At 68.8% G+C, this 20,911-nt stretch carries 21 protein-coding genes and 2 pseudogenes; 11 read left to right on the plus strand and 12 right to left on the minus strand.

Going from position 1 to position 20,911, the window contains the following annotated elements; translation table 11 throughout:
• Positions 1-6: 6 nt before the first annotated feature.
• From AC3WQM_RS23435 to AC3WQM_RS23445, 3 genes are all read right to left on the minus strand, one after another.
• Complete coding sequence (locus AC3WQM_RS23435; protein ID WP_062480395.1) at positions 7-186, minus strand: hypothetical protein; 180 nt, start codon at positions 184-186, stop codon at positions 7-9.
• Between the two features lie 95 nt (positions 187-281).
• Complete coding sequence (locus tag AC3WQM_RS23440) at positions 282-1,163, minus strand: N-formylglutamate amidohydrolase (RefSeq protein WP_492682099.1); 882 nt, start codon at positions 1,161-1,163, stop codon at positions 282-284.
• A gap of 12 nt (positions 1,164-1,175) precedes the next feature.
• Positions 1,176-2,138: a tripartite tricarboxylate transporter substrate binding protein BugE gene (locus AC3WQM_RS23445; RefSeq protein ID WP_492682101.1), complete on the minus strand. Its 963-nt coding sequence runs from the start codon at positions 2,136-2,138 to the stop codon at positions 1,176-1,178.
• A gap of 109 nt (positions 2,139-2,247) precedes the next feature.
• On the opposite strand from AC3WQM_RS23445, the gene AC3WQM_RS23450 reads away from it, so the two are divergent.
• The gene (locus AC3WQM_RS23450) at positions 2,248-3,183 is read left to right on the plus strand and encodes a LysR substrate-binding domain-containing protein (protein ID WP_492682103.1); all 936 of its coding nucleotides are present in this window, start codon (positions 2,248-2,250) and stop codon (positions 3,181-3,183) included.
• 4 nt (positions 3,184-3,187) lie between these two features.
• Here the strand turns inward: AC3WQM_RS23450 and AC3WQM_RS23455 are convergent.
• From AC3WQM_RS23455 to AC3WQM_RS23465, 3 genes and pseudogenes are all read right to left on the minus strand, one after another.
• A pseudogene (locus AC3WQM_RS23455) lies at positions 3,188-3,985 on the minus strand (tripartite tricarboxylate transporter substrate binding protein); the annotation flags it as partial.
• A gap of 270 nt (positions 3,986-4,255) precedes the next feature.
• A pseudogene (locus tag AC3WQM_RS23460) lies at positions 4,256-4,432 on the minus strand (tripartite tricarboxylate transporter substrate binding protein); the annotation flags it as partial.
• A gap of 6 nt (positions 4,433-4,438) precedes the next feature.
• Positions 4,439-7,408, minus strand: a complete 2,970-nt coding sequence (locus AC3WQM_RS23465) for a DNA topoisomerase III (protein WP_492682105.1) — start codon at positions 7,406-7,408, stop codon at positions 4,439-4,441.
• Positions 7,409-7,492: 84 nt separating this feature from the next.
• Between AC3WQM_RS23465 and AC3WQM_RS23470 the strand changes: the two genes are divergently transcribed.
• The 3 genes from AC3WQM_RS23470 to AC3WQM_RS23480 are packed head-to-tail and all read left to right on the plus strand — an operon-like array spanning position 7,493 to position 9,248.
• A complete protein-coding gene (locus AC3WQM_RS23470; RefSeq protein WP_390347754.1) occupies positions 7,493-8,221 on the plus strand; it encodes an SET domain-containing protein in 729 nt (242 codons plus the stop codon).
• 2 nt (positions 8,222-8,223) lie between these two features.
• Positions 8,224-9,039: a biotin--[acetyl-CoA-carboxylase] ligase gene (locus AC3WQM_RS23475; RefSeq protein WP_492682107.1), complete on the plus strand. Its 816-nt coding sequence runs from the start codon at positions 8,224-8,226 to the stop codon at positions 9,037-9,039.
• 8 nt (positions 9,040-9,047) lie between these two features.
• On the plus strand, positions 9,048-9,248 hold the full coding sequence (locus AC3WQM_RS23480) for a sporulation protein (protein ID WP_492682109.1): 201 nt from the start codon (positions 9,048-9,050) through the stop codon (positions 9,246-9,248).
• Positions 9,249-9,254: 6 nt separating this feature from the next.
• On the opposite strand, the gene AC3WQM_RS23485 is transcribed toward AC3WQM_RS23480, so the two are convergent.
• Together AC3WQM_RS23485 and AC3WQM_RS23490 are read right to left on the minus strand one after the other, a co-directional pair.
• Entirely contained in the window at positions 9,255-9,980 is a 726-nt protein-coding gene (locus tag AC3WQM_RS23485) for a HEAT repeat domain-containing protein (protein WP_492682111.1), read from the minus strand.
• Positions 9,977-11,419, minus strand: coding sequence for a sensor histidine kinase (locus AC3WQM_RS23490; protein ID WP_492682113.1), 1,443 nt, complete (start codon positions 11,417-11,419; stop codon positions 9,977-9,979). Before AC3WQM_RS23490 ends, AC3WQM_RS23485 begins: the two co-directional genes overlap by 4 nt.
• 143 nt (positions 11,420-11,562) lie before the next feature.
• On the opposite strand from AC3WQM_RS23490, the gene AC3WQM_RS23495 reads away from it, so the two are divergent.
• On the plus strand, positions 11,563-12,519 hold the full coding sequence (locus AC3WQM_RS23495; protein WP_492682115.1) for a hypothetical protein: 957 nt from the start codon (positions 11,563-11,565) through the stop codon (positions 12,517-12,519).
• Positions 12,520-12,545: 26 nt separating this feature from the next.
• On the opposite strand, the gene AC3WQM_RS23500 is transcribed toward AC3WQM_RS23495, so the two are convergent.
• Both AC3WQM_RS23500 and AC3WQM_RS23505 read right to left on the minus strand, forming a co-directional pair.
• The gene (locus AC3WQM_RS23500; RefSeq protein ID WP_056575150.1) at positions 12,546-13,220 is read right to left on the minus strand and encodes a response regulator transcription factor; all 675 of its coding nucleotides are present in this window, start codon (positions 13,218-13,220) and stop codon (positions 12,546-12,548) included.
• 62 nt (positions 13,221-13,282) lie between these two features.
• The gene (locus AC3WQM_RS23505) at positions 13,283-13,768 is read right to left on the minus strand and encodes a MarR family winged helix-turn-helix transcriptional regulator (RefSeq protein WP_062482795.1); all 486 of its coding nucleotides are present in this window, start codon (positions 13,766-13,768) and stop codon (positions 13,283-13,285) included.
• A 146-nt stretch (positions 13,769-13,914) separates the two neighbouring features.
• Between AC3WQM_RS23505 and recA the strand changes: the two genes are divergently transcribed.
• From recA to AC3WQM_RS23520, 3 genes are read left to right on the plus strand one after another with little or no spacing between them, the layout of a single operon-like run.
• Positions 13,915-15,024 (plus strand): recombinase RecA, encoded by a 1,110-nt coding sequence (recA, locus tag AC3WQM_RS23510; RefSeq protein ID WP_062482792.1) that lies wholly within the window; start codon positions 13,915-13,917, stop codon positions 15,022-15,024.
• Positions 15,025-15,084: 60 nt separating this feature from the next.
• The gene (gene recX / locus AC3WQM_RS23515; RefSeq protein ID WP_492682117.1) at positions 15,085-15,558 is read left to right on the plus strand and encodes a recombination regulator RecX; all 474 of its coding nucleotides are present in this window, start codon (positions 15,085-15,087) and stop codon (positions 15,556-15,558) included.
• Positions 15,527-15,970, plus strand: coding sequence for an SRPBCC family protein (locus tag AC3WQM_RS23520; RefSeq protein WP_492682119.1), 444 nt, complete (start codon positions 15,527-15,529; stop codon positions 15,968-15,970). The genes recX and AC3WQM_RS23520 overlap by 32 nt, the downstream gene beginning before the upstream one ends.
• A gap of 12 nt (positions 15,971-15,982) precedes the next feature.
• On the opposite strand, the gene yiaA is transcribed toward AC3WQM_RS23520, so the two are convergent.
• A complete protein-coding gene (gene yiaA / locus AC3WQM_RS23525) occupies positions 15,983-16,423 on the minus strand; it encodes an inner membrane protein YiaA (protein WP_095747315.1) in 441 nt (146 codons plus the stop codon).
• 114 nt (positions 16,424-16,537) lie between these two features.
• Between yiaA and AC3WQM_RS23530 the strand changes: the two genes are divergently transcribed.
• The 3 genes from AC3WQM_RS23530 to scpC all read left to right on the plus strand — a co-directional run bounded on the left by AC3WQM_RS23530 (position 16,538) and on the right by scpC (position 19,912).
• Positions 16,538-17,260, plus strand: coding sequence for a hypothetical protein (locus tag AC3WQM_RS23530; protein WP_492682121.1), 723 nt, complete (start codon positions 16,538-16,540; stop codon positions 17,258-17,260).
• Positions 17,261-17,393: 133 nt separating this feature from the next.
• Positions 17,394-18,344 (plus strand): bestrophin family protein, encoded by a 951-nt coding sequence (locus AC3WQM_RS23535; RefSeq protein ID WP_492682123.1) that lies wholly within the window; start codon positions 17,394-17,396, stop codon positions 18,342-18,344.
• Between the two features lie 68 nt (positions 18,345-18,412).
• Positions 18,413-19,912, plus strand: coding sequence for a succinyl-CoA:acetate CoA-transferase ScpC (scpC, locus tag AC3WQM_RS23540; protein ID WP_492682125.1), 1,500 nt, complete (start codon positions 18,413-18,415; stop codon positions 19,910-19,912).
• 59 nt (positions 19,913-19,971) lie between these two features.
• On the opposite strand, the gene argC is transcribed toward scpC, so the two are convergent.
• Positions 19,972-20,895 carry an N-acetyl-gamma-glutamyl-phosphate reductase gene (argC, locus tag AC3WQM_RS23545; protein ID WP_095950437.1) on the minus strand — a complete coding sequence of 308 codons (924 nt, stop codon included), beginning with the start codon at positions 20,893-20,895 and terminating at the stop codon, positions 19,972-19,974.
• Between the last annotated feature and the right edge of the window lie 16 nt (positions 20,896-20,911).

A 20,911-nucleotide genomic window follows, 5' to 3' on the forward strand; every position in this document is an offset into this window, starting at 1 on the left:
TCTCGCTCAGCGCGACGACTTGTTCGTCGTGCCGCTGACGCCGGCGTCGATGGTGCCGAACACCGTCACGCCGCTGCCCGATGAAGACGTGGAGGAGGAAGAAGACGGCGACGGCGCGGTGCCGGCGCAGCCCGAGACCAGCAGACCGGTCGCAAGGACGGCGAGGGCGGCAAGGATCGACTTCACGGCAGGACTCCAGAGAACAAAGGACGTCCCACTATAGGCCGGGGGCTCCGGCCGCCCTGTAACAAAGACACCAGCCCCTGCAGGGGCGGCGTTGTTCAGCCCGCAACGCGCGGGTCGGTCGCCAGCAGCATCTCGACCATCGAACGCAGGTCGACCTGCAGCCGCGCCGCGCCGGCCTCGTCGAGCGCCAGCGTGGCCTCGTCCATGTAGAGCTTGCGGTTGATCTCGACCTGGATGCTGTGCCGGTTCGCCGCCGGGTCGCCGTGGCGGCGCACCAGCTCCACGCCCTTGTACGGGTGGTTGTAGTCCACGCTGTAGCCGCGTGCGCGCAGGTGCTCGCACAACTTGTGCGACAGCGCCGGGTCGGCCGTGCTGCCGTCGCGGTCGCCGATCACGAAGTCGGCGTGCGCCAGCCCCGGGAAGTCGGTGGCGTGGCTGCCCGCGATGGCGGGCATCGAGTGGCAGTTGATGTGGATGCTGTAGCCGTGCCGCGCGTGCGCTTCGTCGATGGCCTGCGCCACCGCCGCGTGGTACGGGCGCCAGCACTGGTCGATGCGCTGGCGCACCTCGGCCACCGTGAGCGGCCGGTCGTAGATCGGCAGGCCCTCGTCGGTGAGCTTCCAGATCAGGCCCTTGCCCAGGCGCACCTTCGACAGCACGCGCGGGTCGCTAGACACCGGCTCGGTCCACGGGCCGTCGAGCATCGTGGTGTCGACCTCGGTCATGTCGCGGTTGGCGTCGAGGTAACTGCGCGGAAAGTGCGCCTCGATCCAGGCGGCGCCCCTGTCGCTCGCGAAAGCGTAGAGCTTCTCGACATGGGTGTCTTCGGCCCGGCGCAGCGTGGCGAGCTCGCACACGGGCCGGAAGTCCTCGGGGTAGACGGTGCCGCTGTGCGGGGAGTCCAGCACCAGCGGGGTGTGCCCGGCGACGCTCGTCACCTGGGCGCGGGTTTGAATCAGTTTCAGGACTGGATGCATAGGCGGTGTCGGTCAGTCCAATCGGATGCGCGCGAAGGCGGCCACCTTCTTCATCTTCTCGATCTCGCTCGCGATCTGCTTCGTGAACTCGGCCGGCGTGGTGCCCGAGGCGTACAGCCCCTGCAGCGCCAGGCGCTCGCGCACCGCGGGGTCCTTCAGCGCCGTGGCCACGGCCTGCTGCATGCGCAGCACCAGCTCGGGCGGCGTGCCGGCGGGCGCGATCATGCCGAACCACGACGGGTCGTTGCTGGCCGCGTAGCCCAGCTCGCCGTAGGTCGGCACCTCGGGCAGCACGTCGAGGCGGCCGCTCCAGGACACGGCCAGCGCCTTCAGCTTGCCGGCCTTCACGTGCGGCAGCGACGAGGCCACCTGGTCGAAGTACACCGGCACCTGGCCCGCGAGCACGTCGTTGATGGCCGGGCCTGCACCGCGGTAGGGGATGTGCACCATCGAGGTTCCGGTGCTGCTCTTGAACAGCTCGCCCCACATGTGGCCGATGGTGCCGTTGCCCGGCGAGGCGTACGACACCTTGCCGGGGTTGGCCTTCAGGTACTTCACGAGTTCCGCGAAGCTGCCGACCGGCAGCACGGCCGGGTTGATGACGATCACGCCTGGCGCCTTCACCAGCTCGGTCACGGCGGCAAAGCCCTTGATCGGGTCGTAGGGCAGCTTCTGGTAGACGGCCGGGTTCACGCCGTGCGTGGACAGCGTGGCCACGCCGAAGCTCAGGCCGTCGGGCGTGGCGCGTGCCAGCTCGGCCATGCCGATCGAGCCGCCCGCGCCGGCGCGGTTGTCGATCACCACGGGCTGCTGGAGGATCTTGGCCAGGGGCTCGGAGAGCACGCGGGCCGTGATGTCGGTGGCGCCGCCGGGCGGGAAGGGCACGACCAGGCGGATCGGCTTGCCTTGGGCAAAGGATATTCCTGGGGCGAAAGAAGCGGCAGCCAGGGTGGAGAGGAAATGACGACGTTGCATGAGGGTTCTTCCAATGGAACGATGAGTGAATGTGCAAAGCTGCAGCTCACCTGAAGCAAAGGATATACCCGATATCATTCCAATCTGGAATGAATTGATGGGCTCCCCCATGCCGCTGCGACGCCTCAACCCGCCCCTGAACCTGCTGCGCGCCTTCTCCACCGTGGTGCGCTTCGGCGGCGTGTCGCGCGCGGCCGAGGCGCTGCACCTCACGCAGGGCGCGGTGAGCAAGCAGGTGCAGGAGCTCGAGCGCTGGATCGGCGCGCCGCTGTTCGAGCGCAGCCGCAAGCGCCTGGCGCTCACGCCGGCCGGCGAGCGCTACGAGAAGGCGGTGCGCGCCCTGCTGGCGCAGCTGGAGGCGGCCACGCTGGAGCTGATCACCAGCGGTGACGGCGGCGGCGCGCTGCACCTGTCGACCCTGCCCACCTTCGGCGCCAAGTGGCTGATTCCGCGCCTGCCCGACTTCCAGCAGCGCCACCCGCAGATCACGCTGCATTTCGTGCCCTTCGTGCACGGCTACGACTTCGAGCGGCCCGAGCTCGACTGCGCCATCCTGTTCGGCGACGGCCATTGGCCCGGCGCGCGCTCGCACTACCTCGCGGGGCAGGACGTGGCGCTGATTGCCCCGCGCGCCGCGCAGGCCGAGGCCGCCATCCGCACGCCGCAGGACGTGGCGCGCTGCACCCTGCTGCGCCACGTGAGCGTGCCGCAGTCGTGGCTGCACTGGAGCGAGGCGCACGGCGTGCGCGGGCTCGACCCGCTGGCCGGGCTGCAGTTCGACCAGTTCCAGACCATGATCCGCGCCGTCATGGCCGGCATGGGCGTGGCGCTGGTGCCGCGCTGCCTGGTGCAGGACGAAATCACGTCGGGGCTGGTGGAAGAGCCGCTGCCCCACGGCGGCTACCGGGGCAGCGAGGGCTACTGGTTCTGCTACCCCGAGGGGCGCGGCCAGCTGGCCACGCTGGACCATTTCCGCCACTGGCTGCTGGCCGAAGTCGACCGCAGCGGGGAAGCGACGGCGCTGCCGCTGGCTGCGCCGGCCTGAGAAGTTACTCGGGCTTCGCGCCCGACGCCTTCACCGCCGCACCCCAGAGCCCGATCTCGCTCGCCACGAAGCGGTCGAACTCGGCGCCGCTCGTGGGCGCCGGCTCGGAGCCCCGGTCGCGGATGAAGCGCGCCATCTGCTCGCTCTTGAGGATGTCGGTCACCTCGTGGTTCAGCCGCGCCACGATCTCGGACGGCGTGCCGCGCGGCGCCATCAGGCCGAGCCAGCCGACGGCTTCGAAGTTTTTCGTGCCCGCCACGCCGCTCTCGCGCACGGTGGGCACCTCGGGCAACTGCGACGAGCGCGTGGCTGACGTCACCGCCAGCGCAACCGCCTTGCCCGCCTTGATGTGCGGCAGCGCGGCCGTCACCGAGTCGACCATCAGCGGCACCTGGTTGCCCAGGAAATCCGCCTGCGCCGGCCCGCTGCCCCGGTACGGAATGTGCGTGATGAACACATGCGCCGCCGACTTGTACATCTCGCCCGACAGGTGCTGCGTGCCGCCGATGCCGGCGCTCGCGTAGCTCAGCTTGCCGGGCTCGGCCTTGGCGCGCGCCGTGAGGTCGGCCAGCGTGCGGATGCCGCTTTCGGGCGTGGCCAGGAACACCAGCGGCACCTTCGCGATCAGCGAGATGCCGACCAGGTCGCGGCGCGGGTCGAAGCCCGGCTTGGCGTAGAGCGTCTGGTTCACCGCCATCGCGCTGCCCGCCACCACGAGCGTGTAGCCGTCCGCCGGCGCGCGCACCACGAACTCGGTGCCGATGTTGCTGCCCGCGCCCGCCTTGTTGTCGACGATCACGGGCGAGGGCCTGTTCACACTATTTCTAGCGTCGCGTTGGCTGGCAAAGGGGCTGGCTGCAAGGCGCCCGTGCGCAGCAAGGCTGAAGCCTTGCAAGCGCGGGCAACGCCGCAGACGGCCCCTTTGCCAGCCAACCCGAAGGGAAGGTCTGCCACGACGGGCCACTCGGCGTTGCGCTCCTTGCGTGTGCGCATGCACACGCGGCGTCACGCGCCTTGATTGGCCCGCCGTGGCAGACCTTCGCGACGCCAGAAATAGTGTGAACAGGCCCTAGCCCAGCCGCTTGCCGAGCTGTTCGGCGAGCGCGCGGGCAAAGATGTCGGTGGCCTGCCCGGGTGGGAAGGGCACGACCAGCTTGACAGGCTTGTCAGGCCACGCGGCGGCCTGGGCCAGGCCCGCGCCGCCCAGCAGCGCGGCGGCACACAGGGCGGCGAGGTGTCGGCGCTGCATGCGTCGTCAGGCCGCGTCGGGCGCCGAGAGGTGCTTGCCCACGATGCCCGCGAGTTCGAACATCGTCACCTGGTCCTTGCCGAACACGGGCTTGAGCTTGGCGTCGGCATTGATCGCGCGCTTGTCGGTCGCGTCCTGCAGGTTGTTGGCCTTGATGTAGTCCCACAGCTTCTTGATGACCTCGGTGCGCGCCACCGGTTCGGCGCCGATCACCGCGGCCAGCGAGTCGCTGGGCTTGAGGCCCGCGCCCGGCTTGCGTGGCTTGGCCGCCTTCTTCTCGGCCGGTGCCTTCTTGGCGGCGGGCGTCTTCTTCGCCGCGACCTTCTTGGCCGCTGCGGTCTTCGCGGCCGGCTTGCCGAAGGTCTTGCGCGGCGGGAACTTGCTGCCGCCTTCGCGCGGTGCGAACTCGAAGGTCACCTTGCCTTCTTCGGCGTTCCACGTGAGGAAGGCCTTGAAGGCGCGGCGCGTGCGCATCGAGACGAACTTGTCGAGCAGGTCGGTCTTGCCGGTGGCGAGCAGCTTCTCCATCTGGTCGCGCTCGACCGGTTGCTGCAGGATGATCTTGCCGGTCTTGAAGGTGCAGCTGGGGGTCGGCTGCTCGTTCGTCGGCACCGACTTCTCGCAGACGTAGTTGCTGCCGTGATCGAACACCGGCGCGCCGCACACCGGGCACGGGCCCACGGTGTCCTGCTGGCTGAAGTCGACGATCTCGCCGCTCTCGGCGTTCTTGTCGTCGCCGAAGTCGAACTCGAGCTTCCAGTTCTTCGCTTCTTCCTCGTCGTACTTGAGGATGATCTCGGCCGTGAAGGGCCAGCCCGCCTTGGAGCGGAAGCCGTCGAGCGGGCCGATGTGCTTGTCGCGCACCAACGCCTCGGCCTCGACCACCTCGAAGGTGCGCCCGGCCGGCGACTTGCCGAACGAGAAGCCGCAGGCATCTTCGCCCGTGCCGCTCTTGCCGGTGCAGCCGTAGCGGCGGTAGTTTTCCTTCACGACGCCACCGCAGTTCGGGCAGGGCGTGGCGAGCGTGGCGTAGTCGCCGGGCACGGTGTCGCGGTCGTACTCCTTGGCCTTCTTGACGATGTGCTCCGTCATCTCGGCGATCTCGCGCATGAAGGCGTCGCGGCTCAGCGCGCCCTTCTCCATCTGCGCGAGCTTGTACTCCCACTCGCCCGTGAGCTCGGCCTTGGAGAGCTCTTCCACGCCCAGGCCGCGCAGCAGCGTCATGAGCTGGAAAGCCTTGGCGGTCGGAATGAGTTCGCGGCCTTCGCGCAGCATGTACTTCTCGGCGATCAGCCCTTCGATGGTGGCCGCGCGCGTGGCTGGCGTGCCCAGGCCCTTTTCCTGCATGGCCTCGCGCAGCTCGTCGTCGTCGATGGTCTTGCCGGCGCCTTCCATGGCGCCCAGCAGCGTGGCTTCCGAATAGCGTGCCGGCGGACGCGTCTTCAGGCCCTTGAGGTCGGCCGACTCGGTGTTCACAATTTCGCCCGGCTTCACCGGCACGAGGCGCTTGCCGTCCTTGTCGTCTTCCTTCTCGTCGTCCTGGGCTTCCTTGCCGTAGATGGCGAGCCAGCCCGGCTTCACCAGCACCTTGCCGTCGGTGCGGAAGGGGTACTTCTTGCCGCCCTGCTCCACCGTGCTGATGCGGGTGGTCACCTGGTGCTCGGCGCTCGGGAAGAACACCGACAGGAAGCGGCGCACCACGAAGTCGTACAGCTTCTGCTCGGCCTCGCTCAGGCCGCTCGGGGCTTGCAGCGTCGGGATGATGGCGAAGTGATCCGACACCTTGGCGTTGTCGAAGATGCGCTTGTTGGGCTTGACGTAGTTGCCGTCGACCGCCTGCTGCGCGAACGGCGCCAGGTGCTTCATGCCGCTGCCGGCGAGCATTTCCATGGTCTGCTTGACGACCGGCAGATAGTCTTCCGGCAGCGCGCGCGAATCGGTACGCGGGTAGGTCAGCGCCTTGTGGCGTTCGTACAGGCTCTGCGCCAGCGCGAGCGTGGTCTTGGCGCTGAAGCCGAAGCGGCCGTTGGCCTCGCGCTGCAGCGAGGTCAGGTCGAACAGCGCGGGCGAGGCCTGCGTGGTGGGCTTGCTCTCTTCGGTGACCGTGGCGGGCTTGCCGCGCGAGGCGTCGGCGATGGCGCGGGCTTCCTGCTCGGACCACACGCGGTCGGCGCGCTGCTCGGCATCGGGCTCGCCGTTGGCCAACAGCGGCGCGTTGGCTTTCTTCCAGTCGGGGTTGAACCACTTGCCGGGGTACTGGCCGGCCTCGGCGGCGAAGCTGCCGTGGATTTCCCAGTACTCGCGCGAGACGAACTTGCGGATCTGCTCTTCGCGCTCCACGACGACGGACAGCGTGGGCGTCTGCACGCGGCCCACGGTCGTGAGGAAGAAGCCGCCGTCGCGCGAATTGAATGCCGTCATGGCGCGCGTGCCGTTGATGCCCACCAGCCAGTCGGCCTCGGAGCGCGAGCGCGCGGCGTCGGCCAGGCCCTGCATCTGCTTTTCGGTGCGCAGCGCGTCGAAGCCGTCGCGGATCGCCTGCGGCGTCATCGACTGCAGCCACAGGCGCTTGACCGGCTTGCCCAGCGGGCTCTTGCCGCCGGCGTACTGCTCGATCAGGCGGAAGATCAGTTCGCCCTCGCGGCCCGCGTCGCAGGCGTTGATGAGCTGCGTCACGTCCTTGCGCTTGGCCTGCTTGACCACGGCGTTCAGGCGCGTCTTGGTCTTGTCGACCGGCTTGAGGTCGAAGTGCGGCGGGATCACCGGCAGGTTGGCGAAGCTCCACTTGCCGCGCTTGACGTCGAATTCCTCCGGGGCCTGGATCTCGACCAGGTGGCCCACGGCGCTGGTCACGACGTAGGTGTCGTTCTCGAAATGCTCGTCATGTTTGTCGAACTTGCCGGCCACCGGCGTGAGGGCCCGGACGATGTCCTGGGCCACCGACGGCTTTTCTGCGATTACCAAAGTCTTTGTCATCTGAGGGCTCTCTATACTCTGCGGCTTCCGCGTGCGCACGCGCGCACACGCATGTGTGCATATTCAACCTAACAGACTTCGGCGATGCCTTCCAAATCCCCACTTTCCGCCGGCCGCGACAAGGAAGCCGCCCCCGTGACCGAGCCCGAGGCGCGTTCCGCCGCCACGCGCTCCGGTGGCCGGCGCATCCAGATGCGCCGCTCGGACGTCCATGGCAACGGCGTGTTCGCCCTGCAGGACCTGGCCGAAGGTGAAACGCTGATCGAATACAAGGGCGAGGTCATCAGCTGGAAAGAGGCGCTGCGCCGCCACCCGCACGACCCGACCCAGCCGAACCACACCTTCTACTTCCACATCGACGACGGCCGCGTGATCGACGGCAACGTGAAGGGCAACGACGCGCGCTGGATCAATCACTCGTGCGAGCCGAACTGCGAGGCCGACGAAGTCGATGGGCGCGTTTATATCAAGGCGCTGAGAAACATCGCCGCCGGCGAGGAACTCAATTACGACTACGGCCTGATCATCGACGAGCCGTACACCGAGAAGCTGCTGTCCGAGTTTCCGTGCTGGTGCGGCTCCGAGATGTGCCGCGGCACGCTGCTGACGCCCAAGGACGAGGACGAGGAAAAAGACAAGAAGAAAAAGAAGAAGGCCAAGAAAAAAGCCGAGAAGAAGAAGGCCGAGGCCAAGGAAGCGAAGAAGGCTGAAAAGAAAGCCGAGAAGAAAAAATCGGACAAGAAGGCCGACAAGAAAAAGGCCGACGGCAAGAAGAAGTCCAAGGGCGACGCCCCGGCCGCCGCCGGAGACTGACGATGGGCACGACGCCGGCCAGCGCCTGGTTCGAAGACCGGATCGCCGCGACGGTTGCGCCGCTGCTGCCCGGCTTCGCGGTCGAGGCCGTGGCCGAAATCGATTCCACCAACACCGAGCTGATGCGCCGTGCGCGCGCCGGCCGCACCGACCCCGTGCTGCTCGTGGCCGAGCGCCAGACGGCGGGGCGCGGTCGTCTCGGCCGCCCGTGGCAGAGCGCGCAGCAGCCCGAGGCGCCCGCTTCCCTCACCTTTTCGCTCGGCATGCCGCTGGCGCCGGCCGACTGGTCGGGCCTGTCGCTCGCCGTGGGCGTGAGCGTGGCCGAGAGCCTCGACCCGACGGGCGCGCACCAGGTCGGCCTCAAGTGGCCCAACGACATCTGGGTGAACGACCGTAAGCTGGTCGGCATCCTCATCGAAACCGCGATGCCGCAGACGGCCCGGCCCGATGCCGCGCGCTACCTCGTGGTGGGCATCGGCATCAACATCGGCCCGCGCGAGGGCGACGGCATGCGCACGCCGCCGGCCTGGCTGCGCCAGTGGCAGCCCGATGCGTTCGCCCCCGAGGTGCTGCAGGCACTGGCCGAGCCGCTGGTGCGCAGCGTGCTCGCCTTCGAGGCCCATGGCTTCGCGCCCTTTGCCGAACGCTTTGCGGCGCGCGACGTGCTGCGTGGGCGCGAGGTGACGCTCAGCGACGGCACCGCCGGCCTGTGCGAAGGCGTGGCCTGGGGCGGCGAGCTGCAGGTGCGCACCGATGCCGGCCTGCAACTGATCTCGAGCGACGAGGTGAGCGTGCGCCCGCGCGGCATGTCTTTCTGAGCGAGGGCATGAAGCTGCGCCTGGTCCTCATCGCCCTGCTCGCCGCCAACGCGGGCTACTGGCTGTGGACGCGCGGCGACCTGGCCGGCTTCGGGCTCGCACCGGCGGCGCTCGACGAGCGCGAGCCGCAGCGCATGGCGCGGCAGATCCACCCCGAGTGGTTGCAGATCCGCAAGGAAGCCAAGCCTTCGGGCGCGCCTGCGCCCTAAGCTGGATCAGGCGACAGCCGCGCGCGCGAACATGCGCCGCGCCTTGGCCAATGCGGTCTGCAGCTTTTCTTCGGACGGCGGCTCGTGTGAGCTGGAACTCAGGCCGAACTTCTTGCCCGCGATTTCCTGCACCGCGACCAGGATGCCGCCGAGCACGACCGGATCGATCTCGGTGTCGAGCGCCTGGCGCAAGGGCTCGAGCGCCTTGGGCGCGGCGCTGCGGCGGTTGAATACGATCTGCATCAGCGCGCTCGCGGCCCATCGGCGGTTCGCGGCGACGGCGTCGTGCGCGAGCAGCGGCGCGACCTTGGCGATGTCGGTCGTGCCGCCGAGCCAGCCGATCACCCACAGCCCCTTGCAGCGCAGGTCGTCGTGTGATGACGCGAGCGCGGCGCGCGCGAGGGCCGTGGTCTCTTTCAGCCGGCGGCCCTTGCGGTACTTGAAGCCGCCGAGCAGCTGCAGCACCGTGGCCTGCATCGCGGGGTCGGGCTCGCGGTCGAACTGTGCGAGCAGGTGGTCTTCGGCTTCGTCGCCGCGCTCGCCGAACTTGCGGCACAGCCAGTCGTAGAGCTCGCTGTCCATGCCGGTGTCGTGCAGCAGCGTGTAGTGGAAGGCGAGCGCCTCGGCTGAATCCTGTTCCAGCAGATCGGCGCCGAAGTCGAACATGTCCGACACGTCGGTGTCGAGGCGGATTTCCAGGAAGCGTTGGCGCAGCGTGTCGAGCGGATTCATTCCGACGGGGCCTCCTCGAAGCGCACGGTGAAGAGCGCGCCCGGCGGATGCTTGCCGGGGTGCGCGTCTTCGAGCTTGACCCGCGCGCGGTGCTGGTTGGCGATCTCGCGCACGATCGGCAGGCCCAGCCCGGAGCCGTCGGCCTCGTTGCCGAGCACGCGGTAGAAGGGCTCGAACACCAGCTCGCGGTCGGCCTCGGCGATGCCGGGGCCGTTGTCTTCCACCTGCACCAGCTGCACATGGCCGAAAGGGTCGGCCAGCACGCGCGCGGTGATCACGCCGGGGCGCTCGGGCGTCGAGGGCGTGTAGTTGAGCGCGTTGTCGACCAGGTTGCGCACCAGCTCCTTGAGCAGCGTCGGGTTGCCGTCGACCATCACGCCGGGCGCGCCGGCCTGGACGCCGTCGTAGCCCAGGTCGATGCGCTTTTCGATGGCGCGCGGCACGGCCTCGCGCACCACCTCGATGGTCAGCCGCGCGAGGTCGCAGGGCTGGCAGTGCGTCATGGCGCTGGTGCCCTCGGCGCGCGCCAGCGACAGCAGCTGGTTCACGGTGTGGGTGGCGCGCACGCTGGCGCGGCCGATCTGCTTGAGCGACTGCTTGAGCTCGTCGGCGTTGGCGCCCTCGCGCTGTGCCAGGTCGGCCTGCATGCGCAGGCCCGCGAGCGGCGTCTTGAGCTGGTGGGCCGCGTCGGCCAGGAAGCGCTTCTGCGTGAAGATGGAGTCGTTGAGCTTGTCGAGCAGCTCGTTCACCGACGACACCAGCGGCACCACCTCGAGCGGCACCGAGGACTCGTCGAGCGGGCTCAGGTCACCGGGGCGGCGCTCGCGGATGCGCGCCTCGACCACCGACAGCGGCTTGATGCCGCGCACCAGCGCCAGCCAGATCAGCAGCACCGCCAGCGGCAGGATCGCGAACTGCGGCAGCAGCACGCCCTTGATGATCTCGGTGGCGAGCACCGCCTGCTTCTCGCGCGTCTCGGCCAGCTGCAGCAGCGAGGGCGGCACGTCCTCGCTGCCGCTGGGAATCCACAGCGAGGCCACGCGCACCGGCTGGCCGTGCACGGTGCTGTTGTGCAGCAGGACCACGTTGGTGCCGGGCGGGTCGTCCACGTTGGGCTGCGGCAGGTCGCGCTCGCCGTGCAGCAGCGTGCCGTGGCCGTCGAGCAGCTGGTAGTAGATGTGGCCGGCGTCGTCGGCGCGCAGGATCTCGCGCGCCGATTGCGACAGCACGAAGTGCGTCTGCCCCTCTTTCACCGTGACCAGCTCGGCCAGCACCTTCACGTTGTGCTCCAGCGCGCGGTCGAAGGGCGCGTTGGCGATGCCCTGCGCCACCAGCCACGTCACGCCGATGCTCACCGGCACGAGCAGCAGCAGCGGCGTGAGCATCCAGTCGAGGATCTCGCCGAACAGGGAGCGCTGGGCGCGCTGGAAGAGCTTCAAGGGAGTTCCTGGCAAGGCGAAAGAACGCGGGCGAGCGTGAACTAGTACTGCGATTCGCAGGTGTGACGTTTCATTGACAAGGTGTGACTGGTTGTAGCCTTGACGTGCAGTTTCTGCAATTCAAAAACATCAGGGAAGAAATCATGAAGCAAAAGACAGTGGGCGGCTGCCCCAAGCCGCTCTGGATGGTCGCGACCGTGTTGGCCGCCAGCGTGGGTGTCACCGCATGCGGCGGTGGAGGTGGCGGAGGCGGTGGGGGTGGCATGCCGATGCTGCCGATCGCACCGGTTCCGGCGCCCGCCCCCGCACCCTCCCCGGCCCCCGCGCCTGCACCCGCCGAGAACCGCGCCGCTGTGCCGGGCTCCGAGCCGCTGCCCTCGCTGAGCGCGCCGCAGCCCGGCTCCACCGCCGCGGTGGGCAACGACAGCGAAGGCATCTACGCCGCGGGCGTGCGCGGGCTCGCCTTCATCGGCGCCAACGGCGCGATCGCGCGCAGCTTCACCGTCGGCACGCTGTGGGGCTCGCTGAAGGTCACGGGGCTCGACTGGTCGTTCAATCCCGACACCGAGTTCTATTTCATCGACGCCTCGCAGGTCACCGGCTCGGGCACCTTCGCGCCGAAGAAGACGATGAACGGCACCTATGCCTACGGCACCCGCGCCCCGGCCGATTTCGGTCCCCTGACCTACACCGTCGAGAACGCGCTGGCGGTGTCGCAGGCGAGCGTGGTGGGCACCTGGTCCAACAACGACAGCAGCCTCGGCGTGACGGTCCAGGTCGACGACAAGGGCGTGTTCACCGGCAGCACGAGCGGCGTGCAGATCGGCCAGTGCACGCTCTCGGGCACCGTCGCCCTGGCGCAGCCCGGCACGGCCAAGAACATGTACGACCTCACGCTGAAGGCGGTGAATGCCGCGACGGCCAGCAAGGACGACTGCAAGCTCACCCTGGCCGCCACCGGTTCCTATGCCGGGCCGGCGGCCATCGGGCTGGTGCCGGCGGGCGTGTACGAGAGCAACGGCTACTTCCGCAGCCTCATGTTCCTGATCCGTTCGAACACCGGCGCCACGCTGCTGGTCGGCCTGCGCAAGCAGCCCTGACGGCGTTCTGCGCGGGCGGGGCAGGCTCAACCGGGAATCTTCTCGAGGCAGTAGCCCAGCCCGCGCACCGTCGCGATGCGCACCGGTCCTTTTTCGATCTTCTTGCGCAGGCGGTGGATGTAGACCTCGATGGCGTTGATGCTCACCTCTTCGCCCCATTCGCACAGCCGGTCCACCAGCTGGTCCTTGCTGACCAGCCGGCCGGCGCGCTGCAGCAGCACTTCGAGCAGGCCCAGTTCGCGCGCCGACAGCTCGATCATCTTGCCGTCGATGGTCGCCACGCGGCCGGCCTGGTCGTAGACCAGCGGGCCGTGGCGGATCGCGTTGCTGGTGGCGCCCATGCCGCGTCGCGTGAGGGCGCGCACGCGCGCCTCGAGCTCCTGCAGGCTGAAGGGCTTGGCCATGTAGTCGTCGGCGCCGTGGTCCAGGCCCTTCACGCGCTCTTCCACGCTGTCGGCCGCCGTGAGCACCAGCACCGGCAGCTGCGAGCCGCGCGCGCGCAGGCGCTTGAGGATCTCGATGCCGTGCAGGCTGGGCAGCCCGAGGTCGAGGATCAGCAGGTCGAACTCGCTGTGGGTCATGAGCGCGGTGTCGGCCTGCGAGCCGTTGGCCACGTGATCGACCGCCGCGCCCGAGGTGCGCAGGCTGCGCAGCAGGGCATCGGCCAGCACCTGGTCGTCTTCGGCAATCAGTATTCGCATGAGCCACCTCCGGCGGATTCAGGCGCCATGCCGGCGCTGTTCACATTTGTCTCAACGCGAGTCTAGCCCGCTGTATAGGCTTCGAGTCCGATGGTTACCACGGTGGCGATCTCGTCGCCCACGCTGGCGCGGAACTCGCGCTCGGTCTGCGTCACGGCGCGGCGGAAGGCGTCCAGCCAGGCCAGCCCGTCGGCGGTGAACAGCACGCGCCGCGCGCGCGCATCGAGCGGGTCGGGCCCGCGCGTGACCAGCCCCCAGGCCTCGCACTGGTCGACCAGCGTGCCCATGGCCTGCTTGGTCATGCCGGCGCGCTCGGCCAGCTCGGTCAGGCGCGAGCCCTCGCGCGCCAGGTGCCGCGTGATGTGGATGTGCGCCGCGCTCACCTGGGCGCGCGCCGCCAGGTTCGACAGCGCCAGTGGCACGTCGATGTCGTGCGCCATGAGCGCCAGCACGCGCTCGTCGAAGCGGCGCATCGCATGGCCCAGCAGGCGGCCCAGGTGGGTCTGGCGCCAGGCGTCGGGATCGGTGGGAAAGGCGGGGTCGGCCATGGCCTTAGATGGTAAGGCAAACTGACTTTAAAGTGGGTTTGCGAAACGCCATGAGCCCCTACACTACTGTTCAAGCATCCAGCCTGTGGTTAAAAGCAGATGGATGAACCCCGACACAAACCGTTGATATTCAAGGAGATTTCCACATGGACGCAGTCGTCAAGGGCGCAAGCATCTCGGTCGCCAACAGTGAAAAGGCCAAGGCCCTGCAGGCCGCGCTGGCCCAGATCGAAAAGCAGTTCGGCAAGGGCACGATCATGCGCCTGGGCGAAGGCGAGGCGCTCGAAGACATCCAGGTGGTGTCCACCGGCTCGCTGGGCCTGGACATCGCCCTGGGCGTCGGCGGCCTGCCCCGTGGCCGCGTCGTTGAAATCTACGGCCCGGAATCCTCGGGCAAGACCACGCTCACGCTGCAGGTGATTGCCTCCATGCAGAAGCAGGCCGGCACCTGCGCCTTCGTCGACGCCGAGCACGCGCTCGACGTGCAGTACGCCCAGAAGCTCGGCGTGAACCTGTCCGACCTGCTGATCAGCCAGCCGGACACCGGCGAGCAGGCGCTCGAAATCGTCGATTCGCTGGTGCGCTCGGGCGCCGTCGACCTGATCGTGGTCGACTCGGTCGCCGCGCTCACGCCCAAGGCCGAAATCGAAGGCGAAATGGGCGACTCGCTGCCCGGCCTGCAGGCCCGCCTGATGAGCCAGGCGCTGCGCAAGCTCACGGCCACGATCAAGAAGACCAATTGCATGGTCATCTTCATCAACCAGATCCGCATGAAGATCGGCGTGATGTTCGGCTCGCCCGAAACCACCACCGGCGGCAACGCGCTGAAGTTCTACGCCTCGGTGCGCCTGGACATCCGCCGCATCGGCACCATCAAGAAGGGCGACGAAGCCATCGGCAACGAAACCAAGGTGAAGGTGGTCAAGAACAAGGTCAGCCCGCCGTTCAAGACGGCCGAGTTCGACATCCTGTTCGGCGAAGGCATCAGCCGCGAGGGCGAGATCATCGACATGGGCGTGAACGCCAAGATCATCGACAAGTCGGGCGCCTGGTACGCCTACAACGGCGAGAAGATCGGCCAGGGCCGCGACAACGCCCGCGAGTTCCTGCGCGAGAACCCCGACCTGTCGCGTGAGATCGAGAACAAGGTGCGCGAGTCGCTGGGCATTCCGCTGCTCGCGGCCGACGCCGGCAGCGAACCCGAGAAGGCCGAGAAGCCTGCCAAGGCCTCGAAGGCCGACAAGGCGGCGGAGTAAGTTCGAGATAAGCGGCCTTCGCGCAGTGCGTGGGCCGCGTGAGCGACCCACCACCCCCGAATGGCCTTCAGCGCCCCCTCCCTCAAAGGCCGCGCCCTGCGCCTCCTGAGCCAGCGCGAGCACTCGCGCGCGGAGCTGGAGCGCAAGCTGGCCAAGCACGAGGAAGAGCCCGGCACGCTGGCCCAGGCGCTCGACGAGCTGGCCGCCAAGGACTTCATCAGCGAGCCGCGCGTCGTCGCCTCGGTGCTGCACCAGCGCGCCGCCCGCTCGGGCGCGCTGCGCGTGAAGCAGGAACTGCAGGCCAAGGGCATCGCGCCCGAAGCCATCGCGCAAGCGATGGCCGGCTTGCAGGAGACGGAAGTCGAGCGCGCCACGGCCCTGTGGCGCCGCCGCTTCGACGCGCCGCCCGCCGATGCGAAGGAGCGCGCAAAGCAGATGCGATTCCTGATGGCGCGCGGTTTCTCGGGCGCCGTCGTGTCCAAGGTGCTCAGGAGCGACTTCGATGACACAAGCGACGACCCCAACGGCGAATGAAGGCGACGCGGCCCTGTCCCGCGTCATCACGCAGCGCGTGCACTGCGAATGGCGCGACGCCTATGCGCTCGCGTCCGACCCGAAGCGATTGCCTGACTGGGCCAGCGGCCTCGCGAAGAGCGCGCTGGTGCCGCACGGCGACCACTGGATCGTGCGCACGCCCGAAAGCGGCGAGGCCCGCATGCGCTTTGCGCCGCCCAACGACCTGGGCGTGCTCGACCACTGGGTGGCGCCCGAAGGCGTGCCCGAGGTCTACCTGCCGTTTCGCGTGATCGGCGTGGCGCCGGGTGTGTGCGAGCTGCAGTTCACGCTGCTGCGCCAGCCGCACATGGACGATGCGGCCTTTGCGCGCGACGCCGACTGGATCGCGCGCGACCTGCAGGCCCTGCGCCGCCTGCTCGAGGCGGGCTGAGCCCGGCCTGGCTTACTCGGTGGCCGTGACGTCGTCGGCCAGCGGGTTCTCGGCCTTGTACGCGGCGATGTCGCGCACGTTCTTCTGCACCGCCACCGCGCCGAACAGGCTCAGCAGGAAGGCCATGGCGTAGAAGCCCTTCTCGCTCGCAGCCAGCGAGGCGTTGAACAGGCCCACGGCCAGCAGGCCCACCGACAGCAGCAGCGAGACCCAGCACAGGCCAAAGTAGATGCCAGTGACCGAGATGCCCTCGAGCCGATCGCGCACCGTCTTTTGCAGCGACACGGCCGAGAACAGGCCGTACATGAGGATGGTGAAGTAGTAGCCCTTCTCGTTGAGCTGCATCGCGGCATTCCATAGCCCGAGCAGGTACACGATGGCACCGATGATCAGCGCGGCCCAGGAGGCGGCGACGAATGCAGCGGTCGGTTTCTGAAATCTGACGGTTCCCATGGCGATCCTCCTCGTTGTTGTGTGGCGCGATTATGGTGCGGGAAGGCGGTGGCATGATCGCCAGCGACCGGCCTCCCAGGAGGCGGCTTTCCAAAAAAACCGGAGGAACCGTTCATGTCGTCACCACCCGCTCAACCGCAGTCTCTCGTTCGCACCGGCGCCAAGGCCGGCTTCGCCTTCGCCGGCTCGGCCATCAAGGGCGCGCTGATCGGCCTGTTCCTTGGCGGTGGCGTGTTCTTCTACTACCTGAGCCAGCTGCAAGGCTCGGGCAACCCGGCGGCGCGGGCCGGTGGCGCGGGCGCCATCCTGGCGCTGATCATGTCGCCGCCGCTGCTGGTGGCCGTGCTGCTGTCGTTGTTCATTGGTGTGTACTTCCTGCTCGGCGTGCAGCGGGGCCGCGCCCGCGCGATGCAGCACCTGGTCGCAGCGCGCGGCGAGGCCGTGTCGCAGCGGCTGGGCGACGCCATCGCGGGCCGCATCGAGGCCATGCCGCGCACCCACGGCGGCCTGCAGCGCGTGGCCGACTGGCTCTCACCCGACGCCCTGTGCCAGCAACTCGCGCCGGTGCTCGGCGAAGGCCGGGCCGTGCGCGCGGTGGTCGGCTTCGTGCTGGGCCGCCTGCCCCTGAGCGACATGCTGGCCGAGTGGCAGCAGGAGCGTGCCGCGCACGGGGCGACGGCGCCGGCGACGGGCGAAGACCCTGCCCTGCGCGCCCTGCTCACGCGCCGCATCCACGAGGTGCTGCAGGAGATGGCGACGCCCTCGCGCAAGCTCTTCTACATCGCGCTGGTGGCGCAAGCGGTCCTGCTGGGCGTGGGGCTGTGGCTCGTGCGCTGAGCCCGACCGTCTTCGTTGGTCTTGAGGCGCGCAGCAGCTGCGGCGCTGACGCCTCGGCGACAATCAGCGCCCGCGCGGGCCTTGCGGTGTGCGCGGCCTCCATGCCTGCCTGTCTCCCCTGCCCCCCGCTTTCATGATCGTCCGGAAACGCCCGTCCGGGCTCAAGCTGTTTCTGTCCTGGCGGGGCTCCGTCCTGCCGCGCATCGCCGCGGCACTCACGCTCAACGTGATCGTGGCCATCGTCGTCACGGTACTGCACGGGCGCTTCGGTTCCATCAAGATTCCGCTCGGCACCGTGCCCTTCGCGCTGCTCGGCCTGCCGCTGGCGATCTTCCTGGGCTTTCGCAACACCGCGGCCTACGACCGCTTCTGGGAGGCGCGCAAGCTCTGGGGCGAGGTGATCCTGCGTTCGCGCAACCTGGCGCGGCAGTGCCAGAGCCTCATCGACGGCGATGCGCCGGTGAACGCCGGCGCCGACACCGTCCGGCGCCTGGACGACCTGCGCGTGCGCATGACCCTGCGCGCCGCGGCCTTCGCCCATGCGCTGCGCCACCAGCTGCGCGGCACCGACGCCGCCGCCGACACCCGGCCCTTCCTGCGCGAAGTGGAATGGCTGGGCCTGACCCAGGTCGCCAACCGGCCGCATGCGCTGCTGATGCACATGGGCGCCGACCTGCGCGACGCGCTGCGCGCGCGGCGCATCGACCCGGCCCTGGCGGCGGGCGTCGACGGCACGCTGTCGGCGCTGAGCGCGGCGGCTGCGTCGTGCGAGCGCATCCTCAGCACGCCCATTCCCTTTTCGTACACGCTGCTGCTGCACCGCACGGCGTACCTGTATTGCTACCTGCTGCCCTTCGGGCTGGTGGACTCGGTCGGGTTCATGACGCCGGTGGTGGTGCTGATCGTGGCCTACACCTTCTTCGGCCTGGACGCGCTCGGCGACGAGATCGAGGAGCCCTTCGGCACCGAGTCGAACGACCTGCCGCTCGAGGCCCTGTGCCGCACGCTCGAGATCGACCTGTGCCAGTCGGTGGGCGCTCCGGCGCCGGCGCCGCTGGTGCCGGTCGACTACTTCCTGCGCTGACACCCGCCGCGCGCGCGGTGCCGGCTTTTCTTTTCCCTGCCTGACGAAAGAAAGACGTTTTGTCCCCCATGCCGCACGAAGACCGCATCCGCCTGCCCGCCCTGCGCAGCAGGATCACCACCGCCGAGGCCGCCGCCGAATGGATTCGCGACGGCATGGTGGTCGGCATGAGCGGGTTCACGCGCGCCGGCGACGCCAAGGCCGTGCCGCTGGCGCTCGCGGCCCGCGCGCGCCGCGCGCCGATGAAGATCACGCTGATGACCGGCGCTTCGCTCGGCGGCGACGTGGACCGCCAGCTCACCGAGGCCGGCGCCATCAGCCGGCGCATGCCGTTCCAGGTCGACACCGTGCTGCGCCAGGCGATCAACCGCGGCAAGGTGATGTTCATCGACCACCACCTGTCGGAAACGGTCGAGATGCTGCGCACGCGGCAGATTCCGCCGATCGACATCGCGATCATCGAGGCCGTGGCCATCACCGAGACCGGCGCGCTCGTGCCGAGCACCTCGATCGGCAACAGCGCGAGCTTCGCGATCCTGGCCGACAAGGTGATCGTCGAGATCAACACCTCGCAATCGACCGCGCTCGAAGGGCTGCACGACATCTTCATTCCCAAGCACCGCCCGCAGCGCGAGCCGATGCCGCTGGTGGCGCCGCACGACCGCATCGGCACCAGCGCCATCCAGATCCCGCCCGAGAAGATCCTGGGCATCGTCATCACCGACAAGGCCGACAGCACCTCCACGGTATTGCCGGCGGACGCCGAAACCGCGGCCATCGCGGCGCACCTGGTGGCCTTCTTCGAGCGCGAAGTGGCGCAGGGCCGGCTCACCGAGCGGCTGCTGCCGCTGCAGGCGGGCATCGGCACGGTCGCCAACGCAGTGATGTCGGGGCTGGGCGCGGGGCCGTTCGAGCACCTCACGATGTATTCGGAGGTGCTGCAGGACTCGACCTTCGACCTGTTCGACGCCGGCAAGCTGGACTTCGCCTCGGGCTCGTCGATCACGCTGTCGCCCGCGAAGGCGCGGCAGGTGTTCGGCGACCTGGCGCGCTACAAGGACCGGCTGGTGCTGAGGCCGCAGGAGGTGAGCAACCACCCGGAGATCATCCGGCGGCTGGGCATCATTGCGCTGAACACGGCGCTGGAGGCCGACATCTACGGCAACGTCAACTCGACCCACGTGCTGGGCACGCACATGATGAACGGCATCGGCGGCTCGGGCGACTTTGCGCGCAACGCCTACCTGTCGATCTTCGCGACCAAGTCGGTGGCCAAGCAGGGTGCGGTGTCGAGCATCGTGCCGATGGTGTCGCACGTGGACCATGCGCCGCAGGACGTCGACATCCTGGTCACCGAGGTGGGCCTGGCCGACCTGCGTGGGCTGGCGCCGCGCGAACGGGCGGCGGCGATCATCGCGAACTGCGCGGCCGAGCCGTACCGCGCGATGCTGCAGGATTACCACGCGCGCGCCGTGGCGACCTGCGGCGGCCACACGCCGCACCGGCTCGAAGAGGCGTTTTCGTGGCATGTGCGCTACCGCGACACGGGCACGATGCGGGCCGACTGAAAGCAGAAAGGCCGGTCCTTGCGGGCCGGCCTTTCTTGTCTGTCAGCGCTGGAAGTGGCTCAGAGCGCCAGCATCAGCTTGAGGTTCTGCACCGCGGCGCCGCTGGCGCCCTTGCCCAGGTTGTCCAGGCGCGCGATCACCACGGCGTGGCGGTGGTCCTCGTTCGGAAACACGCGGATCTCGAGCTGGTTGGTGTCGTTGAGCGCCAGCGCGTCGAGCTTGCCGTCGTCGGTCGGCGGCAGCACCTTCACGAACTGCTCAGGCGTGTTGCTCTTGGCATAGTGCGCGGCCAGGGCGTCCTGCAGGTCGCCGGCCTTGGGCTTGCCGGGCAGCAGGTCGAGGTGCAGCGGCAGCTGCACCAGCATGCCCTGCTTGAAGTTGCCCACCGACGGAATGAAGACCGGGCGGCGCGTGAGGCCGGTGTAGGTCATGATTTCGGGGATGTGCTTGTGCTTCAGGCCCAGCGCGTAGGTCTCGAACAGCGGCGCCTTGCCGGCCTCGTAGTCCTCGATCATGGTCCGGCCGCCGCCGGAGTAGCCGCTCACCGAAGGCAGCGACACCGGGAAGTCGGCCGGCAGCAGGCCCGCATCGACCAGCGGGCGCACCATGGCGATCGCGCCGGTGGCGTAGCAGCCGGGGTTGCCGACGCGGTCGGCCTGGGCCACGGCCTGCCAGTGGCCTTCGACGAGTTCGGGAAAGCCGAAGACCCAGCCCGGCGCGATGCGGTGGGCGGTCGAGGCGTCGATGATCTTGGGCTTTTTACCCGGGAGCTGGTCGATCAGCGCGACCGATTCGCGCGCCGCGTCGTCGTGCAAACACAGCACCACGAGGTCGACGCCGGCCATCAGCTCGCGCTTGGCGGCCACGTCCTTGCGCAGCTCGGGCGCGATGCTCACGAGCTCGATTTGCGGCATCGTTTGCAGCCGCTCGCGAATTTGCAGGCCGGTGGTGCCGGCTTCGCCGTCGATGAAAACCTTGGCCATATCGGAGTATGCGTAG

The sequence above is a fragment of the Variovorax sp. FW301-JW7 genome (assembly GCF_058788795.1).

Bases quoted from the DNA above. Each gene is read 5' to 3' on its own strand.
- AC3WQM_RS23440 (WP_492682099.1), bottom strand. From the start codon at position 1,163: ATGCATCCAGTCCTGAAACTGATTCAAACCCGCGCCCAGGTGACGAGC.
- AC3WQM_RS23445 (WP_492682101.1), bottom strand. From the start codon at position 2,138: ATGCAACGTCGTCATTTCCTCTCCACCCTGGCTGCCGCTTCTTTCGCC.
- AC3WQM_RS23450 (WP_492682103.1), top strand. From the start codon at position 2,248: ATGCCGCTGCGACGCCTCAACCCGCCCCTGAACCTGCTGCGCGCCTTC.
- AC3WQM_RS23465 (WP_492682105.1), bottom strand. From the start codon at position 7,408: ATGACAAAGACTTTGGTAATCGCAGAAAAGCCGTCGGTGGCCCAGGAC.
- AC3WQM_RS23470 (WP_390347754.1), top strand. From the start codon at position 7,493: ATGCCTTCCAAATCCCCACTTTCCGCCGGCCGCGACAAGGAAGCCGCC.
- AC3WQM_RS23475 (WP_492682107.1), top strand. From the start codon at position 8,224: ATGGGCACGACGCCGGCCAGCGCCTGGTTCGAAGACCGGATCGCCGCG.
- AC3WQM_RS23480 (WP_492682109.1), top strand. From the start codon at position 9,048: ATGAAGCTGCGCCTGGTCCTCATCGCCCTGCTCGCCGCCAACGCGGGC.
- AC3WQM_RS23485 (WP_492682111.1), bottom strand. From the start codon at position 9,980: ATGAATCCGCTCGACACGCTGCGCCAACGCTTCCTGGAAATCCGCCTC.
- AC3WQM_RS23495 (WP_492682115.1), top strand. From the start codon at position 11,563: ATGAAGCAAAAGACAGTGGGCGGCTGCCCCAAGCCGCTCTGGATGGTC.
- AC3WQM_RS23500 (WP_056575150.1), bottom strand. From the start codon at position 13,220: ATGCGAATACTGATTGCCGAAGACGACCAGGTGCTGGCCGATGCCCTG.
- AC3WQM_RS23505 (WP_062482795.1), bottom strand. From the start codon at position 13,768: ATGGCCGACCCCGCCTTTCCCACCGATCCCGACGCCTGGCGCCAGACC.
- recA (WP_062482792.1), top strand. From the start codon at position 13,915: ATGGACGCAGTCGTCAAGGGCGCAAGCATCTCGGTCGCCAACAGTGAA.
- recX (WP_492682117.1), top strand. From the start codon at position 15,085: ATGGCCTTCAGCGCCCCCTCCCTCAAAGGCCGCGCCCTGCGCCTCCTG.
- AC3WQM_RS23520 (WP_492682119.1), top strand. From the start codon at position 15,527: ATGACACAAGCGACGACCCCAACGGCGAATGAAGGCGACGCGGCCCTG.
- yiaA (WP_095747315.1), bottom strand. From the start codon at position 16,423: ATGGGAACCGTCAGATTTCAGAAACCGACCGCTGCATTCGTCGCCGCC.
- AC3WQM_RS23530 (WP_492682121.1), top strand. From the start codon at position 16,538: ATGTCGTCACCACCCGCTCAACCGCAGTCTCTCGTTCGCACCGGCGCC.
- AC3WQM_RS23535 (WP_492682123.1), top strand. From the start codon at position 17,394: ATGATCGTCCGGAAACGCCCGTCCGGGCTCAAGCTGTTTCTGTCCTGG.
- scpC (WP_492682125.1), top strand. From the start codon at position 18,413: ATGCCGCACGAAGACCGCATCCGCCTGCCCGCCCTGCGCAGCAGGATC.
- argC (WP_095950437.1), bottom strand. From the start codon at position 20,895: ATGGCCAAGGTTTTCATCGACGGCGAAGCCGGCACCACCGGCCTGCAA.